We start from the raw sequence: 15,566 nt of genomic DNA on the forward strand, positions 1-15,566 counted from the left end.
TTCGACTGCCTTGCGGCAGGCCCCGGTTCGGGCTGTGTTGCGCATCACATCGACCTCGTGTCACGGGCGGGCGGTCCGCTTCCATCTGGTGGTCGTCGGCAGCGGATGGAGGAGGACGCGATGATGGGTGCACGGCAGGGGACCGGGATGGCCCTCACGCACCGTGTGGTGATTCTGGGGGCTGGGTACGCGGGTATGTCCGCGGCCGTTCAGCTCACGGCCCGGGCCAAGCGGCGCGGGGGTGTGCAGGTGACCGTGGTGAATGCGCAGGAGGCGTTCACCGAGCGAATGCGGCTGCACATGACGGCGACCGGCCAGCGGCTCGCCGAGCTGAGCATCCAGGAGATGCTGGAGGGTACCGGGGCGCGGTTCGTGCGCGGCTGGGTGATGGCGGTGGACGCGGACGCCAGGACGGTGCGGATCGACGACGACCGGGTCCTGCACTACGACACGCTGGTGTACGGGTTGGGCAGTGTGGCCGACACGTCGGCGGTGCCGGGTGTCGAGGACCACGCGTACACCTTGAGCAGTGCCCAGGACGCCGAGTTGCTGGCGGACCGGCTGGGGCGGCTTTGCAGCGGCACGGTGGTGGTCGGCGGCAGCGGGCTGACCGGCATCGAGTCGGCCGCGGAGATCGCCGGGCGGCGCCCGGAGCTGAACGTCGTGCTGCTGGGCCGCACCGAGCCCGGTGCGGCCATGAATCCCAGGGCCAGGGCGTACGTGCACGCCGCGCTCGACCGGCTGGGCGTGCAGGTGCGCTCCGGGGCCGAGGTGGTGAAGGTGCTGCCCGGCGCGGTGGAACTGGCAGGCGGGCAGAGCATCGCCGCCGACGCGGTTTTGTGGACGAGTGGTACGCGGGTGTCGCCGCTGGCGGCCGCCGCCGGGCTGGCCGTCGACGAGCGCGGACGCATCGTCACCGACGCCGCGCTGCGGTCGGTGTCCCACCCGCAGGTGTACGCCATCGGCGACGCGGCCGCGATCCGCCAGGGCTACGGCGTCATGCACGGCACCTGCCAGGGCGGCATGCCGACCGGGGTGCACGCCGCGCTGTCGATCGACCGTGTACTCAACGGCAAGCAGCCCAAGCCGTTCCGCTTCGGCTTTTACCACACGCCGGTGAGCCTGGGACGTGGTGACGCCGTGGTGCAGTTCACCCGCCCCGATGACAGGGCGCGGCGGATCTGCCTGACGGGCCGCGTGGCGGTCCGGTACAAGGAGACAGTGACTGCCTCGCCCTGGCCGACGTACGGCCGTATGAAGAAGATGCCCGCCTCGGGCGCGTTCTGGCCTAGCGGGGGCCGCTTCACCCGTGTCCGGGAGGCCCGGTGACCAACCTGTCCGCCCACCCCGGCCATCAGGTCTTCCACGAGCACCGCAACCTGCTGTTCTCCGTGGCCTACCGCCTTCTGGGCAGCGCGGTTGATGCCGAGGACGCGGTCCAGGACGCCTGGATCAAGTGGTCCGCCGCCAACCGCTCGCAGGTGGCCGACTCCAAGGCGTACCTGACGCGAATCGTCTCGAACCTGGCGCTGGAACGGCTGCGATCCACCCGGCACAAGCGGGAGACCTATGTGGGGCCGTGGCTGCCGGAGCCCATCCTCACCGGCGGGGATGCCTCCGAGGCCGTCACGGACGCCGAGTCGGTGTCGATGGCCATGCTGGTGGTACTGGAGACGCTCAGTCCGCTGGAGCGCGCGGTGTTCGTGCTGAAGGAGGTCTTCGACTTCAGCCACGCCGAGATCGCGCAGGCCGTGGAGCGTTCCGAAGCCGCGGTGCGGCAGGCCGCGCACCGGGCCCGCGAACACGTGCGGGCCCGGCGGCCGCGCTTCGCCGCGGACCGGTCGCGCCAGCGCGAGGCCACCGAGCGGTTCTTCGCCGCCGCGACCGGCGGTGACGTCAACGCCCTGATGGAGCTGCTGTCCCCGGACGTCACGTTGTGGACCGACGGCGGCGGCAAGGTCCGCCAGGCCCTGCGCCCGGTTGTGGGCGCTCAAACGGTGGCCGGCTGGTTCGCGGCCGTCGGCACCGTTGCCTACCAGGGCGTCGAGCCTGCCGACATGAAGGCCGAACTCGTCGAGATCAACGGTGGGGCGGGCATGGTGTTCAGCGGGCCGGGCCGCGTGATCGCCACCGTCACCTTCGACTTCGACGCCGGCGGCCGTATCACCGCCATCCACAACGTGGCCAACCCGGACAAACTCCAGGCCGTCGCCGACGGCACCGCTTACGACATCGGGACAGGGCCGCCTTCGGCGGGAAGTTCACCAGCGGATGCACGTGGTTGTTCTCGCCGTTGAACTCCACCGGCTCGCACTCGGCGTCCTCACACACGGCCCGCGTGATCTTCTCCATGTGTCTGGGGTGCACGTCCTCGAAGACCCTGTGCCGGGTGTGTCAAATGGCCGGAATTCTGTCGCCACCCCCTAATCTGACTCGCGATCACACCGAGTGATTCGCGGCTTGTTGACGGTGCCGTCGGTGTGCCCACCGAAAGCCGCCCCCATCCCTTACGCGGAGGTGCCGGTGATCAGGCGCGAGAGCAAGCAGACCGGGTCGCGTTGCGGTCCGGGCCCCGAGAACCGTGAGCAACGACTGTCGCCCTGGACGGCGTGGCTGCGAGTCTGCATGGCGGGGCTGGCAGTGCTGGCAGGGCTGGCCTTGCCGGCCGTCGCCCCGTCCCGGGCCTGGGCCGCCCCGACCGGCAGCGCCTACGTCACCAACTACAACGGAGCTGCGAACGGCACCGTGACGGTGATCGACACCGCCACCAACACCCCAACCGCCTCGATCCCGGTCGGAATCCAGCCGGCCAGCATCGCCCTCACGCCGGACAACCTGCACGCCTACGTCACCAACCGCGGCAGCGACACGGTGTCGGTGATCGACACCACCACCGACACCGTCAGCACCACCATCACCGGCGTGAGCGGAAACCCGCAGGCCATCGCGATCGCACCCGACGGCCTCCATGTCTACGTGGCGACCGGAGTCTCGTCCGACGTATACGTGATCGACACCACCAACAACATGATCACCGCCACGATCGCCCTCCCCAGCAGTGCCGACCCGCGGTTCCTCGCCGTCACCCCGGACAGCAAGTTCGTCTACGTCACCGACCTGGGGCTGGGTGAAGTGTCGGTGATCGACGCCACCACCAACTCCATCACCACCACCATCACGGGCTTCACCCAGCCGAGCGGCATCGCCATCACCCCGGACGGCAAGTTCGCCTACGTCGCCGACTTCTCCACCAACACGGTGAGTGTGATCGACACGACCTCGTACGCCATCGTGGGCGGCCCCATCCCCGTCGGCGTCGCCCCCTACCAGCTGGCGATCACCCCGGACGGCACCCAGGCCTACACCGGCGACGTCGACAGCAGTACGGTCACGGCGATCGATATCGCCACCAACACCCCCACCGCCACGATCCCCGTCGGAAACTCCCCATACAAGCTGGCGAGCACCTCGGACAGCAAGCACGTCTACGTCTCGGACTTCTCCAGCAACACGGTGTCGGTGATCGACACCACCACCAACACCGTCAGCACCACCATCACCGGCATCGTCAACCCGTTCGCCGTCGCCATCACGCCGACGGCACCGCCAACGCCGGCCTTGACCATCACCAAGAGCCACACCGGCAACTTCACCCAAGGCCAGCAGGGCACCTACACCATCACGGTCGGCAACAACGGGACCGGCCCGACCGACGGGAGCACCGTCACCGTCAAGGACACCCTCCCGGCAGGGCTCACCGGCGCCGGCATCAGCGGTACCGGATGGAGTTGCACCCTGTCCACGCTGACCTGCACCCGCAGCGACGCCCTCCCCGGCAAGAGCAGCTACCAGCCCATCACCCTGAAGGCCGACGTCTCCTGCACGGCCCCCTCCCAGGGCACCAACACCGCCACCGTCAGCGGAGGCGGCGATCCCACCGCCCCCCACGCCGCCACCGATCCCACCACCATCAACACGAACCCGGCATGCCACAAGCCTGCCTTGACCATCCGTAAGAGCCACACCCGCAACTTCACCGAAGGCCGGGACGGCGTCTACACCATCAAGGTCGGCAACCAGGGGCCTGGCCCGACCAACGGCACCAAGGTCACCGTGCGCGACTTCCTCCCCGCAGGGCTCAGGGCCGACAGCATCCGAGGCACGGGATGGACCTGCACCCGATCCACCCTTACCTGCACCCGTAGCAACGTCCTTCCTGCCGGGAGCAGCTACCCGACCATCACCCTCAAGGTCGACATCTCCTGCAAAGCCCGCGCCAAGGTCACCAACAGAGCCACCGTCACCGGTGGCGGCGACACCACCCACACCGCCATCGACCCCACCAAGATCAAGCGCAGTGAACGCTGCCACCGGCACGGACACCACAAGCGTCGGTGACGCCACCCCGTCCGGTCCAGGCAGGCGCCGTCGTGTACCGCAGGTCCCGGGCCGGCCGACTCTCGATGGAGGATCGGATCGGCCACACTGCACCGGAGCGTCGGCCGTGGCACCCTTCACCTTGGGTGCCACGGCCGACGCTAAGGCGGGCCGGTTCGAGGGTGATCCAGCGGGCGAGTTCGTTGCGCCCGCCGTCCAGGGGTAGACGAACCGGCCCTTGAGGATGCCCGCCCTCCCGGCATACATGCGCAGCTTCAGTGGTTTGCCGCTGTCGTTGACGACCTCGAGCTTGCGGTGGATCGCGCTGCCCGCTGCCCGCTGCCCGGTGCCCGGTGCCCGGTGCCCGGTGCCCGGTGCCCGGTGGTCGATGATGTAACTGGAGGCGCGCGGATCGTCTTTGCGTTCGACGGGGGCTTCCAGCAGCTTGATTCCCAGGCTGATCCGGGGGACGCCTGGTGCCGTGTGGGCCGTGGCCCGCGGCGGGGAGGCAGAGCAGCCCTGCCACCGCCAGGAGTGCGAGAACCCGCTTCATGGTGCCGAGATCCGCCTCAGGCCACCGAGTGCGTGATAGGTGCCGGTGTACTGACCGGCCGCGACAGTGCTGGGAACGTTCACGAGCACGGCCGGGTTCCAGGAGGCACTGCTGGCGCCGCCGCCCCCGGCGTCCGCCACGGTTTGCGCAAAGGACAGGATCACGGCGGCGGCCGCGGTGGCCTGCCCAGCGGTGAAGGTGCCGCTGCCGTTCGTGCTCGTGGCAGGCCCCGACCAGTACCCGACATCGCTGCCGGGGACGGTCTGGCTGGTGCCGCCGGCTCCGGTGCTGAAGGCCGAGGACGCCACCGTCGCCGTCCGAGGTGCGGGCACGACACCACGCTGGTCATTGACCGTCACCGTGCCCAACCGCCCGGTGGCCGTACCACCGAAGGCCGTGTCGGACAATGCCGCGCCGGCCGGCGCGCTCAAGGCCAGACTCTCGCCCTGGACGGTGAAGGTGACAGTCGTGTCCTGGGCCTGAGCCGAAGACGTCACTGTGGCCGGCGTCAGGACGTGCCACCGGCGTTCCGTTCGGTGGGGGAGGAGTTCGTCATGTCAGAGTCGGACGAGTTCGGCAGCGAGCACGAGGGGACCGGCGGCACCTCGACGGGGCACTCCAGCAGGCGCGGCCTCCAGCCACCCGCCTTCCCCCGCGCTGCCGGCCCGACCCCGACCACGCCCGGTTCCTCGCCCACACCACCACGGCTTTGTACGCGGGTTGCGGGTTCTGGCACACATTCCGTGAAAGATCTTGCTGGCTCTCGCCGGCAGGAGGCGCGCGTCATGTGAGCTGCGCGGACCACGCCTCACCGGGGTCCGGTGAGGCCGGACTCGAGATCGCTCACGGAATGTGTGCCAGAACCGGGTTGCGACGTCGTTTGTCGACGAGTGCGGGAGTCATCCCGCCGGGCGGCGAGGCCGGCGTGCACGACTTCGCAAGTCACCCGTCTGCCGGCCGCTGACAGTGGCGCTCGTGACCCGTCCTCGACAGCTGCGGGCCCTCGCCGCCGGCGAAGCCACTGGTCCAGTGGGGGACTCGCAAAGTTCCCCCAACCGGCCCTCCGGGGTCGCCGGTCAAGCGATTACAGGGTGCCCTGGGATGGCGCAGCGCGACTGGAGCGGGCGCCGGACGAGTGTGGCCCGCGCCGAAGAGCCGGGCCCGGTTCACATCGAGAAGTGGAGAGCTCAATGCCTCACAGCGAGGGCCAGCGTGTCGAGTACCGCAACGACAACAACCAGAAGTGCCAGGGCACGGTCCGCAACGTCCAGGGCCGCGGACAGGCAGCGATGTACACCATCGAGAACGAGCAGAACCGGCAGAAGGAAGAAGTCCCGGAAAACCGGATCGAGCGGGATCTGTAGCAGCAACTCCCTCCCGGCCCTGCCCGGCCATGAGGCCGGGGCAGGGCACTGATCCCGGAACGACGGGGGCTCCCGCAACCGAGGCGAAGCCCGGTTGCGGGAGCCCCTCGCGGCAATCGGCTCTCCTCGGGCCGGCCCACCGGATCCGGCGGCCGTCAGCCGATGGCGTCCATGAAGCTCAGCACCGGGCGGTTGATCTCGTCCGCGTGGTCGATCTGCGGTCCGTGACCGGTGTCGGAGATGATTTCGGCTCGGGCGCCCGGCATCAGCCGTTCGATGCACTCGACTTGCCTCTGCGGATGCACGAGAAGGCTTCGCTTGCCGAGCACCAGGTAGAGCGGGGCGCGGATGGTGGACAGTTCGTCCTCGGACAGGGGCAGCGGGGCGGGACGGCGAACGCGGCAGGCGCGAACGCCCAGCCTGATCACGGTGCGCAGCTCCGGCACGATGAGGACCGGCTGTTCCAGCCAAGCTGCCAACCGTGGACGCAGGGCCTTGGGCGCGAAGGTCGCGAAGAGACTGGCGAAGATCCAGACGAAAAAACGCAAACCCACTTTCTCCAGGCCGCCCGGGTCGAGCAGCGTGACCGAGGCAAGGCGGCCGGGCCTGCGGTGCGCCTGGTTCAGGGCGAGCCATCCGCCATAAGAGGAACCGACCAGATGTACGTGTTCGAGCCCGAGCCCGGCAAGTGTCTCCTCCAGCCACTGTGCGGCACGTTCAGGTTCATGGATGGGCTCGCGCTGGACGCTGCGCCCGGGATCACCTGGCGTGTCGATCGTGCAGACCGGGCGATCGGCGCTGAGGGCGGGGGTGTTCGGGTACCACATGCACGGAGCAGGAGCCCGCTCCGTGCACCAGCACCACGGGGATGCGTGACCGCGCGGCAGCGACGTATCTGCGGGCACTTCGGTGGGCAGACCGCCCCCATGGACTGGTACTTTCCGACTGACCAGGCCACCATCATGGGTCGGGAGCCGGCAACCAGGTGACTTCTTCAGGCACGCCAGCGCGTGTAGCAAGGCGAGCGCTTGGCGCTGTCTTGGCAGCCGAGGCGGTTTCGGTCGCGGGAAACCGGATCGCCCTGATCGCGATTCCCTGGTTCGTGCTGGAAACCACCGGTGATCCCGCACGGGCCGGGCTGAGCGGGGTCGCCTACTTCCTTCCCATAGTGCTGGCCGGGATCTTCGGCGGCCCCCTCGTGGACCGCATAGGGTTCATCCGCAGCAGTGTCCATGCCGACCTGGCCAGCGGCATGACGGTGGCCGCGATCCCGGTCCTGTACATGCTGGGCCACCTGTCGTTCTGGCTGTTGCTGGTCCTCACGTTCGCCGGCTCGATGCTCGACGTTCCAGGCACAACAGCCCGCCGCTCCCTCGTGCCTGACCTGGCCGAAGCCGGCGGAATGCGGCTGGAACGGGCGATGAGCGCGCACGAGACAGTGATGCGTCTCGCCCAGCTCACCGGCGGACTGCTCGGCGGCGTGCTCCTCGCAGCTCTCGGGCCAATCCTTGTGCTGTACATGGACGCGGCCAGCTTCCTGGTATCGGCCCTGATCGTGGGACTGACTGTGCCCCGAGCGTCGCCTCGCAAGGCTCCGCACCTGTCGAAAGGCACGTCGCGGTACTTCGCGGAGCTCACAGAAGGGCTCTGGTTCATCCGCGAGGACACGTTGCTGCCCCGGATCCTCGTGGTGTTCATGTTCGCCAACATGGCCGACAACGCCCTGTTCACCGTGCTGCTGCCCACCTTGGCCAAGCAGGTGCTCGACAACCCGCTCGCCCTGGGGCTTTCGGTCGCTGCCTTCGGCGCCGGCGCCCTGGCGGGCGCGGTCCTTTTCGGTGCAGTTGGGCATCGGTTCCCCCGGCACGTAATCCTGACCGGCGCGTTGCTGATTTCCGGGGCCCCGAAGTTCTTCGTCATCGCCGCGATGCCCGGAACTCCCACGCTTGTCGTCACCATGGCTCTCGCCGGCATCGCTGCTGGACCAGTGAACCCGCTGTTGACCGCTGTCCAGTTCAGCCGTATTCCCTCGGAGCTCCGGGGACGCGTGTCCGGCGCGATCATGGCCGCGGTTGTGGCCGCGGTGCCGGTGGGCATTTTCGGTGCCGGCCTGCTGGTCGCCATGACCAGCCTCACCACGGCTTTGCTCGTGATCGCGGCTGGTTATCTCCTGGTCAGCCTCTATCCCGCATTGCATCCCACGTGGCGAGCCGCCACCTCATGACCTCCAGATCGATCGACCTGCCGATCGGCGGTGGTCGGGCCTCACCCCGCCTGGACAGCGCCGCCCGCTACGCAGGCCGGGGCGGGGTGGTGCCGAAGGAAGTCTCCACATCCATTTCCGCGAGAGCGGGCGTTCCCAGTGCATAGACCGCGTCGCAGGCCGCGAAGTATCGATCGCGCCAGGCATCGCTCACGTAGCGGCCGACATCGGTCTGGGTGCGGGTCGCGGTCTGGGGCACGGCCACCTCCGGGTGCCGATTCTTCATGGTACGAACCAAGGAGAAGCTGCTGCTCTACGGGCTGCAGCATCTGGCCCGGAGATTCGGGGAGCGGGTCACCGCCCATGTCCGGGCCGCCGGCCCCGATCCGGGACCGCGCGCGGTGATCGAGGCGCTGCTGACGGCGGCGTTGCCGACCGACGAGGAGAGCCGCACCTTCCACCTCGCCCACACCTCGTACGCCGTTCTGTCCGTCACCGACCAGGCGCTCGCCGCCCAGCCCTTCATCAAGAACCCTGATGCCGCTGAGAGCACCCTGGCCGAACTTCTCCGGCAGGCAGAGGAGAGTGGCCTCATTCAGCCTGGTGCGGACGCGGAGTTGGAAGCTGTCGGCCTGCTCGCCATGTCTGCAGGACTCGGAACCAGCATCCTTGTCGGCCAGCGCAGTGCGGAAGCGGCCACCACAGTCCTGGGCCACCACCCGGACCGGATCTTCCAGGGCAACCTCGCCGACACACGGAGGCGGGAGTGATGTCATTTCTCGTGGACATCACCGATGACTGTTGATCAGTGACTGTCGGCGGCGCGGACTTGGCAGGCGGCAAAGAGCGCCGACGGGGGCGGCGTACGCCGACGCGGTGTCGCAGTACGCCGCCCTGGGGTGGGACGAGCTGCCGGCCGTTACTTCGTTACTTCGGGTCGCGGTTGAACAGCGACGTGGACCAGACGTAGCCGAGCACCGCGAGGCCCAGGCACCAGACCACGGCCAGCCACCCGTTGTTGCCGATCTCGCTGCCGAGCAGCAGCCCGCGCAGCGTCTCGATGGCCGGGGTGAACGGCTGGTACTCGGCGACCGGCTGGAACCAGCCCGGCATCGCGTCGACCGGCACGAAGGCGCTGGAGAGGAGCGGCAGGATCATCAGCGGCATGGCGTTGTTGCTGGCCGCCTCGGGGTTCGGGCTGGACAGCCCCATCCCGACCGCGATCCAGGTGAGCGCCAGGGAGACGAGCGCCAGCAGCCCGACCGCCAGGATCAACTCCAGGGCGGTGGCATCCGTGGCCCGGAACCCGATCGCCACGGCGACGGCCCCGACGAGCACCACACTCATCACGCACTGCAGCACGCTGCCGACGACGTGCCCGATGAGCACGGACCCGCGGTGGATCGCCATCGTACGGAAGCGGGCGATGATGCCCTCGGTCATATCCGTGGCGACGGACACCGCGCTGCCGATCGTGGTGCCGCCGATGGTCAGCATCAGGATGCCCGGGACGAGATACGCGAGGTACTCGGACCGGCCGGCACCGCCGTCCCCGATGCCGGCGCTCATCACATCGCCGAAGATGTAGACGAAGAGCAGCAGCAGCATGACCGGAGTGAGCAGCAGATTCAGCGTCAGGGACGGGTAGCGCCGCGCGTGCAGCAGGTTGCGGCGCAGCATCGTGGAGGAGTCGCGCACGGCGAGGGAGAGGGAGCTCATCGGACAGCCTCCTTGGGCTGGTCGGGGACGCCGGCGCCGCCGGTCAGGGCGAAGAAGACGTCGTCGAGGTCGGGGGTGTGCACGGTCAGCTCGTCCGCCTCGATGCCGGCCGTGTCCAGCCGGTCGAGGATGGAGCGCAGCTCGCGCTGGCTGCCGTTGCTGGGGATCTGCAGGGCGAGGGATTCGTCGTCCCGGGAGGCCTCGCACAGTGCGGAGGCGGCGCTCTGGTACGCGGCCGGGTCGGTGAAGCGGAGCCGGACGTGTCCGCCGGGGATGAGCCGCTTCAGCTCTTCGGCGGTGCCCTCGGCGGCGATCCTGCCGTCGTTGAGCACGGCGATGCGGTCGGCGAGTTCGTCGGCCTCTTCCAGGTACTGGGTGGTGAGGAAGACGGTGACGCCGCCGGAGACGAGCTCGCGGATGATCTGCCACATGTTGTGGCGGGAGCGCGGGTCGAGGCCGGTGGTCGGCTCGTCGAGGAAGATGATCCGCGGGTTGCCGACCAGGGTCATGGCGATGTCCAGGCGGCGCTTCATGCCGCCGGAGTAGCTCTGGGCGGGCTTCTTCGCGGCCTCGGTGAGGTCGAAGCGCTCCAGCAGCTCGGCGGCGACGCGCCGTCCCTCGCGCCTGGGCAGGTGGTGCAGGTCCGCCATGAGGAGCATGTTCTCCTCGCCGGTGATCAGCCCGTCGACGGCGGAGAACTGCCCGGTGACGCCGATCGCGGCCCGCACGGCCTGCGATGACGTGGCGATGTCGTGGCCCGCGACCCGGGCCTGCCCGCCGTCGGCGGTGATGAGCGTGGACAGGATCTTCACGGCGGTGGTCTTGCCGGCGCCGTTGGGTCCGAGCAGTGCGAACACGGACCCGGCCGGGATGCGCAGATCGATGCCGTCGAGGACGGTCTTGTCGCCGTACGACTTGCGCAGACCGACGGTGGAAACGGCGTCCGGCGACGGGTGACCGCCGCCCCGCCTGGACGTGGGCATGACAGGAGAAGGCATGGAGCCCTCCGTTCGAAGGGTGAAGTGGGTGGGGGAGGGGGCCGGTTGAGGACGTGGCACTCAGGCCTTGGCGCGGCGGATGTCGATATTGCCGTGCCGGGTGCGGGCGCGGACCTTGACGGTGTCCTCGCTCTTCTGTGGGGTCTCGGACGCGGTGAGCGTGTTGCGCACCTGGCCGGAGCCGGAGCCGGCGTCGATCCAGGCGGCGGTGCCCTCGCGGACGCCGACCTCGATGGCGCCGTAGGAGGTCTCCAACTGGACGGTGCCGCAGGCCACTTCGCCCACGCGCAGGGTGCCGTGGGCGGTGGTGGCGGTGACCGAGTCCTCGGCGCGCGCGATGTCGATGTCGCCGTTGGCGCCGCTCACCCGCAGCTCGCCGGTCGCGGCGCCGACGGTCGTGGTGCCGTGCGAGTTCTTCAGGACGGCGGGGCCGTCGAGGTGGCCGACGCGCAGGCTGCCGGAGCTGGTGGTGATCTCGGCCATGCCCTCGACCCGGTCGACGGTGATCGAGCCGTGGGAGGCGGTCAGCTTCAGCGGGCCGGTCGTGTCGAGGCGGACGTCGCCGGACGAGGTCTTCACGCGGACCTCGCCGAGCCGGCCCTCGCCGAGCACCTGGGCCCAGGCGCCGGTCATGTCGATGCGTGAGCCCGTGGGCAGTTCGACCGTCACATCGACGGTGCCGGTGCGGCCGAACAGATTGGACTTGGGTGTCCTGACGGTCAGGACGCCGCTGGCGTACGTGACCTCGGTCTGGCCGGCCGACCGCACGTCCTGGTCCCGCTTCGGGTCGCGGGGCCGCACCTCGACGACCGTGTCGAGGCGGTCGCCCGCGGCGAACCGGATGGAACCGGCGTCCACGTGGGCGGTGGCCGAGATCGGTTCGGGAGTGTCGAAAGAAGGCATGGCTGTACCGTCCTCTTGAGTCCTTGGGTCGTCCCCGCTGGTGGGACGTGGTGTCGGTGAAGTGGGGCGGGCGCGGTCAGCGCACCCAGCCCGTGAAGTGCTGTCCGATGGTGTGGGTCTTCTCCGTCGTACGCGGCCGGGTGCCGCTGTCGACCGCGGCCGACACGGCCCGCACCAGCCATGCGTTGACCGACAGGCCCTCGCGGCTTGCGGCCTCCTCGGCGCGCGCCTTGAGATGGGCCGGCAGACGCAGATTGACGCGGGCGATGCCGCCCTCGTCGCCGTCGGCCGGGGCCGGGGCCTTGAGCGGTTCGACGGGCGCAGCGGCCGCTTCCGCGGGGCCGCTGCCGGCGGGCGGCGGTGTCACCACGAAGTCGGGGTCGAGCCCGCGCAGCCGTACGTCGACCGAGCCGGGGGCGAGCTCGCGGGTGATCTCGTCCATCGCGGCGGAGAGCACATTGAGCATGGTCAGACGGGTCGCCGACTCCAGGGGAGCGGTGAGCCGCTCGGCCAGCCGGCGGGCGTCTTCCCCGCCCGCTTCGGCGGCCACCGCGAGTTCGCGGCGCAGGGTGTCGACATAGGGGGTGAGGTCCATGACGCTATAGTGGCACCACTGTGGCGCCACGCGCAAGTCTGAGTGGCACTTTGTGTGGGGTGGGCTTGAGGGTGGCCACCCTGGACTGAAATGCGAAGGGGGCGGCCTGAGGTCATCGTGGCACCATGCGTGCCTGCGCGTCTTCCGGAGCGTGGAATGGCGCCGGGCCACCCCGGATGGCACCAAGTGGCGCCACTCGGTGTCGTGTGATGTCAGGTGGTGTCGCGAGAAGGTGACATGCCCCCACCTCGCCGTCCGCCGCTGGGCCGAGCCCGTCCGTGGCGGCACGATCGGGCCCGCCCCGCCTGGCCAGGGCTGTGCGAGGCCGTGACCCGACGCGCCGACCCGGATCCGTCCTCCGGGTGGATCCGGCAGGAAGACGGCTGGGGCGCACAGGCACCTCGCCGATGAGCAATGGACGTTGATCGAGCCGCACCTCGCCGATCGGCGCATGGCCTGCCTCGGTCTGCACCGCTACGAAGCGGCCGGCGGCCCGCAGAGGACGACGGGCTCGGTATGGAGACAGGCGCCGTCGCCGAGCACGGTTATGCCTTGGCAGACCCGAGCCAGGGCAAGTCGTGCCATGCCCTGGCGCCGGCGGTGTCGCCGGGCACCGGACGGGCCGTTGCGACCACGAGCTTGGTGTCGGCGTCGATGACGGCCTGCATGCTCGCGGAGAAACGGCAGCTGCGTGAGAAGGCGCCGGCCCTCCTGTCGCGCACCGGGACCAGCGTGCCGTCCACGATCCACAGCCGTTCCGCGGCGTCGGCGGGGCGGGTGCCGGCTCGATCGTCAGGAAGGGGCGCAGCCGCTGGACGGCCCGGCATACGGTGGCCGGCGAGCAGTCGAACAGTACGACGACAAGGAAGTGCGTGAGGCGACATGACTCAAACCAGTTCGGGTTGCGGTTCCAGTTGCCGCACTGGTGCGGCCTTCTGTTCCCACAGTCCGGTGGTCCGTACGTAGCCGTGGATCACTGAGGCCATCGCCAGAATGAGAAGTGGTCCGAACACCCACGGATATGTGGCCATCTCCATCGGCAGGTAGCGATATGACAGCAAGAGTGCGGCGAAGACCGTTGCCCCGTAGGTGACCAGCTGGATTCCTGACCGGTCCCAGCCGCGTTCGAGCGAGCGCAGCGCTGCCTCGATCGTGAGCGTAAACACCACGCCGGCAACGATATCCGCGCCGTAGTGGTAGCCGAAGCCCAGTGTTGCGCCGAGGGTGGCAATCAGCCAGAACGCGCCTGCGAATTGCAGAATCCGTGGGCCCTTGCGGGAATGGATGAAGATCGCGGTAGCCCACGCTGTGTGCAGGCTGGGCATGCAGTTGCGTGGGGTGATCTCGTCGAATGGCATGTGGTGCGGGGCACTGATCGGCGGCGGCGTGTCCGGCCACAGGTTGGCCACCGCCCAGTGCCCGCCGTCGGCGCCGTAGGCGAAGATCGGCCCGACCACCGGGAAGATCATGTAGATGCCCGGCCCGAGGAGGCCGATGACCAGAAAGGTGCGCACCAGATGATGGCGCGGGAAGCGACGCTCGACCGCCACGCTACGTAGCTGGTACAGCGCGAAGATGACCGCGGCCACCGCAAGCTGAGTGTAGACGTAGTCGAGAAAATGGGCGCCGATCGTGCCGGTGGCCCTGACGATCCGGCCTGCCAGCCACGACGGGTTGCCCAGCGCGTGATCGGCGGTTGCCACGTATGGGTCGAGCACCGCCGGGCGGGTCTTCGACGTGATGAGCAGCCAGGTATCGCCGGTCTTGCGGCCGGTCACCAGCAGCAGGCCCAGCCCGACACCCTTCAGCAGCAGGACACGTTCCCGGCCTGTGCGGCGCGTGACAGCGATGACCGCACAGCCCAGAACCACCCACAGCGCGCCGTTGCCGAATGGGTGACCTTCAGTCACCTTGGCGTCGGCCGCCCACCGCACCAGCAAGAAGGTGACGTCGATGCCGATCGCGACACCAGCCGCGATGAAGCGTTGCCGCCAGGTGAGCACCACCATCATCAACGCCATACTGGCGTACAACAGGAAACCCGATTTGGGGGCGAATACCACCTCTTGCGCCTGGGTGGTGATCGGCCCCGGCAGGCCGTAGCGACGCGCCGCGATCTCCAGCGCGATGAGGAATCCGAGGGTCGCCACCGCCGCCGTGGCCCACAGTATCGCCCGTGGCTGACGCCACGCGGCGAACTTGATTCTGTAGTTTCTTCGCGAAAACACCCGCGGTGCTATAGGTATCAATTGTTTGGCCGATTTGTTAGATGATGGTCGGACAGGTCGCTCTTCGTGCCGGATGGCATGGTTCTCCGGTGCAGGAAGGGCGATGGCGCTCGTCGTGAGTTCGAACATGCTAGCGGAGCGGTGCGGGCGGGTTCGCTGGTCACGGGGGGTGCGAACGTCGGTCGATCCTGGCTCGATGGTCCAGCGTCTCGGGAATGACCACGGAACTCTCCAACGTCCGGCGGGCATCGAGGGCGGCACGGGTTGCCCAGTGGCTCTGAAACGTGTGCAAGGGGCCGTGAACGGGCGGCCTGGACCGGGGCATTGACATACCGCCAACACGCCGAATACGGCGGTCAGTTCTTTCTTGGTGACGAAGCCTGGGGCAACGCTCACGCCGACCGGGGCCGTCGGCATGTTCGTCCTTGGCCACAACGCCCACCTGTCCGGCCCTTCCAGAGCCTCATGAACGCGGTGATCGCCGAGGGGCGGCCCGCGGTGACGTCGGCCTCGGCCTGGTCGGCGTGGAATCCACCGTTGCCCGCGTGCACCACCATGCGGCCGGGATGGTGGTCGACGCGGAGCTCCTCGGTGAGCTGGAGAAGGCCGCGGCAGAGAAAAAAAAG

The 15,566-nt window shown here is 69.0% G+C and carries 13 protein-coding genes and 3 pseudogenes; 6 read left to right on the forward strand and 10 right to left on the reverse strand.

Going from position 1 to position 15,566, the window contains the following annotated elements; all coding sequences use genetic code 11:
- Window positions 1-123 precede the first annotated feature (123 nt).
- Window positions 124-1,329: an NAD(P)/FAD-dependent oxidoreductase gene (locus tag ACZ7L9_RS36670; RefSeq protein WP_471421874.1), complete on the forward strand. Its 1,206-nt coding sequence runs from the start codon at window positions 124-126 to the stop codon at window positions 1,327-1,329.
- Window positions 1,326-2,297 carry an RNA polymerase sigma-70 factor gene (locus ACZ7L9_RS36675; protein WP_471421859.1) on the forward strand — a complete coding sequence of 324 codons (972 nt, stop codon included), beginning with the start codon at window positions 1,326-1,328 and terminating at the stop codon, window positions 2,295-2,297. The genes ACZ7L9_RS36670 and ACZ7L9_RS36675 overlap by 4 nt, the downstream gene beginning before the upstream one ends.
- On the opposite strand, the pseudogene ACZ7L9_RS36680 reads toward ACZ7L9_RS36675, so the two are convergent.
- A pseudogene (locus ACZ7L9_RS36680) lies at window positions 2,287-2,352 on the reverse strand (IS200/IS605 family transposase); the annotation flags it as partial. The gene ACZ7L9_RS36675 and the pseudogene ACZ7L9_RS36680 sit on opposite strands and share 11 nt — an antisense overlap.
- A 171-nt stretch (window positions 2,353-2,523) precedes the next feature.
- Between ACZ7L9_RS36680 and ACZ7L9_RS36685 the strand changes: the two are divergent.
- Entirely contained in the window at window positions 2,524-4,398 is a 1,875-nt protein-coding gene (locus ACZ7L9_RS36685) for a YVTN family beta-propeller repeat protein (protein WP_471421860.1), read from the forward strand.
- Window positions 4,399-4,926: 528 nt separating this feature from the next.
- On the opposite strand, the gene ACZ7L9_RS36690 is transcribed toward ACZ7L9_RS36685, so the two are convergent.
- Entirely contained in the window at window positions 4,927-5,427 is a 501-nt protein-coding gene (locus tag ACZ7L9_RS36690; RefSeq protein WP_471421861.1) for a hypothetical protein, read from the reverse strand.
- A gap of 693 nt (window positions 5,428-6,120) precedes the next feature.
- On the opposite strand from ACZ7L9_RS36690, the gene ACZ7L9_RS36695 reads away from it, so the two are divergent.
- Entirely contained in the window at window positions 6,121-6,294 is a 174-nt protein-coding gene (locus tag ACZ7L9_RS36695) for a hypothetical protein (protein ID WP_471421862.1), read from the forward strand.
- A gap of 155 nt (window positions 6,295-6,449) precedes the next feature.
- Here ACZ7L9_RS36695 and ACZ7L9_RS36700 read toward each other — a convergent pair whose 3' ends face one another.
- Complete coding sequence (locus ACZ7L9_RS36700; RefSeq protein WP_471421863.1) at window positions 6,450-7,199, reverse strand: alpha/beta fold hydrolase; 750 nt, start codon at window positions 7,197-7,199, stop codon at window positions 6,450-6,452.
- Window positions 7,200-7,279: 80 nt separating this feature from the next.
- Between ACZ7L9_RS36700 and ACZ7L9_RS36705 the strand changes: the two genes are divergently transcribed.
- Window positions 7,280-8,518: an MFS transporter gene (locus ACZ7L9_RS36705; protein ID WP_471421864.1), complete on the forward strand. Its 1,239-nt coding sequence runs from the start codon at window positions 7,280-7,282 to the stop codon at window positions 8,516-8,518.
- Between the two features lie 85 nt (window positions 8,519-8,603).
- Here ACZ7L9_RS36705 and ACZ7L9_RS36710 read toward each other — a convergent pair.
- Window positions 8,604-8,783: pseudogene (locus tag ACZ7L9_RS36710) on the reverse strand (hypothetical protein); the annotation flags it as partial.
- Here ACZ7L9_RS36710 and ACZ7L9_RS36715 point away from each other — a divergent pair.
- Window positions 8,782-9,267, forward strand: a complete 486-nt coding sequence (locus ACZ7L9_RS36715) for a TetR family transcriptional regulator C-terminal domain-containing protein (protein ID WP_471421865.1) — start codon at window positions 8,782-8,784, stop codon at window positions 9,265-9,267. The pseudogene ACZ7L9_RS36710 and the gene ACZ7L9_RS36715 sit on opposite strands and share 2 nt — an antisense overlap.
- 157 nt (window positions 9,268-9,424) lie before the next feature.
- Here the strand turns inward: ACZ7L9_RS36715 and ACZ7L9_RS36720 are convergent, their stop codons facing one another.
- From ACZ7L9_RS36720 to ACZ7L9_RS36745, 6 genes and pseudogenes are all read right to left on the reverse strand, one after another.
- Window positions 9,425-10,216 (reverse strand): ABC transporter permease, encoded by a 792-nt coding sequence (locus ACZ7L9_RS36720; protein ID WP_471421866.1) that lies wholly within the window; start codon window positions 10,214-10,216, stop codon window positions 9,425-9,427.
- A complete protein-coding gene (locus tag ACZ7L9_RS36725) occupies window positions 10,213-11,199 on the reverse strand; it encodes an ATP-binding cassette domain-containing protein (protein ID WP_471421875.1) in 987 nt (328 codons plus the stop codon). Before ACZ7L9_RS36725 ends, ACZ7L9_RS36720 begins: the two co-directional genes overlap by 4 nt.
- Before the next feature lie 75 nt (window positions 11,200-11,274).
- Entirely contained in the window at window positions 11,275-12,117 is an 843-nt protein-coding gene (locus tag ACZ7L9_RS36730) for a DUF4097 family beta strand repeat-containing protein (RefSeq protein WP_471421867.1), read from the reverse strand.
- A gap of 76 nt (window positions 12,118-12,193) precedes the next feature.
- Window positions 12,194-12,712, reverse strand: coding sequence for a hypothetical protein (locus ACZ7L9_RS36735; RefSeq protein WP_471421868.1), 519 nt, complete (start codon window positions 12,710-12,712; stop codon window positions 12,194-12,196).
- 501 nt (window positions 12,713-13,213) lie between these two features.
- Window positions 13,214-13,565, reverse strand: a pseudogene (locus ACZ7L9_RS36740) (IS5/IS1182 family transposase); the annotation flags it as partial.
- Between the two features lie 34 nt (window positions 13,566-13,599).
- Window positions 13,600-14,862, reverse strand: coding sequence for a phosphatase PAP2 family protein (locus ACZ7L9_RS36745; RefSeq protein ID WP_471421876.1), 1,263 nt, complete (start codon window positions 14,860-14,862; stop codon window positions 13,600-13,602).
- Window positions 14,863-15,566: the final 704 nt, after the last annotated feature.

It is taken from the genome of Streptomyces sp. NPDC111516, assembly GCF_055635345.1.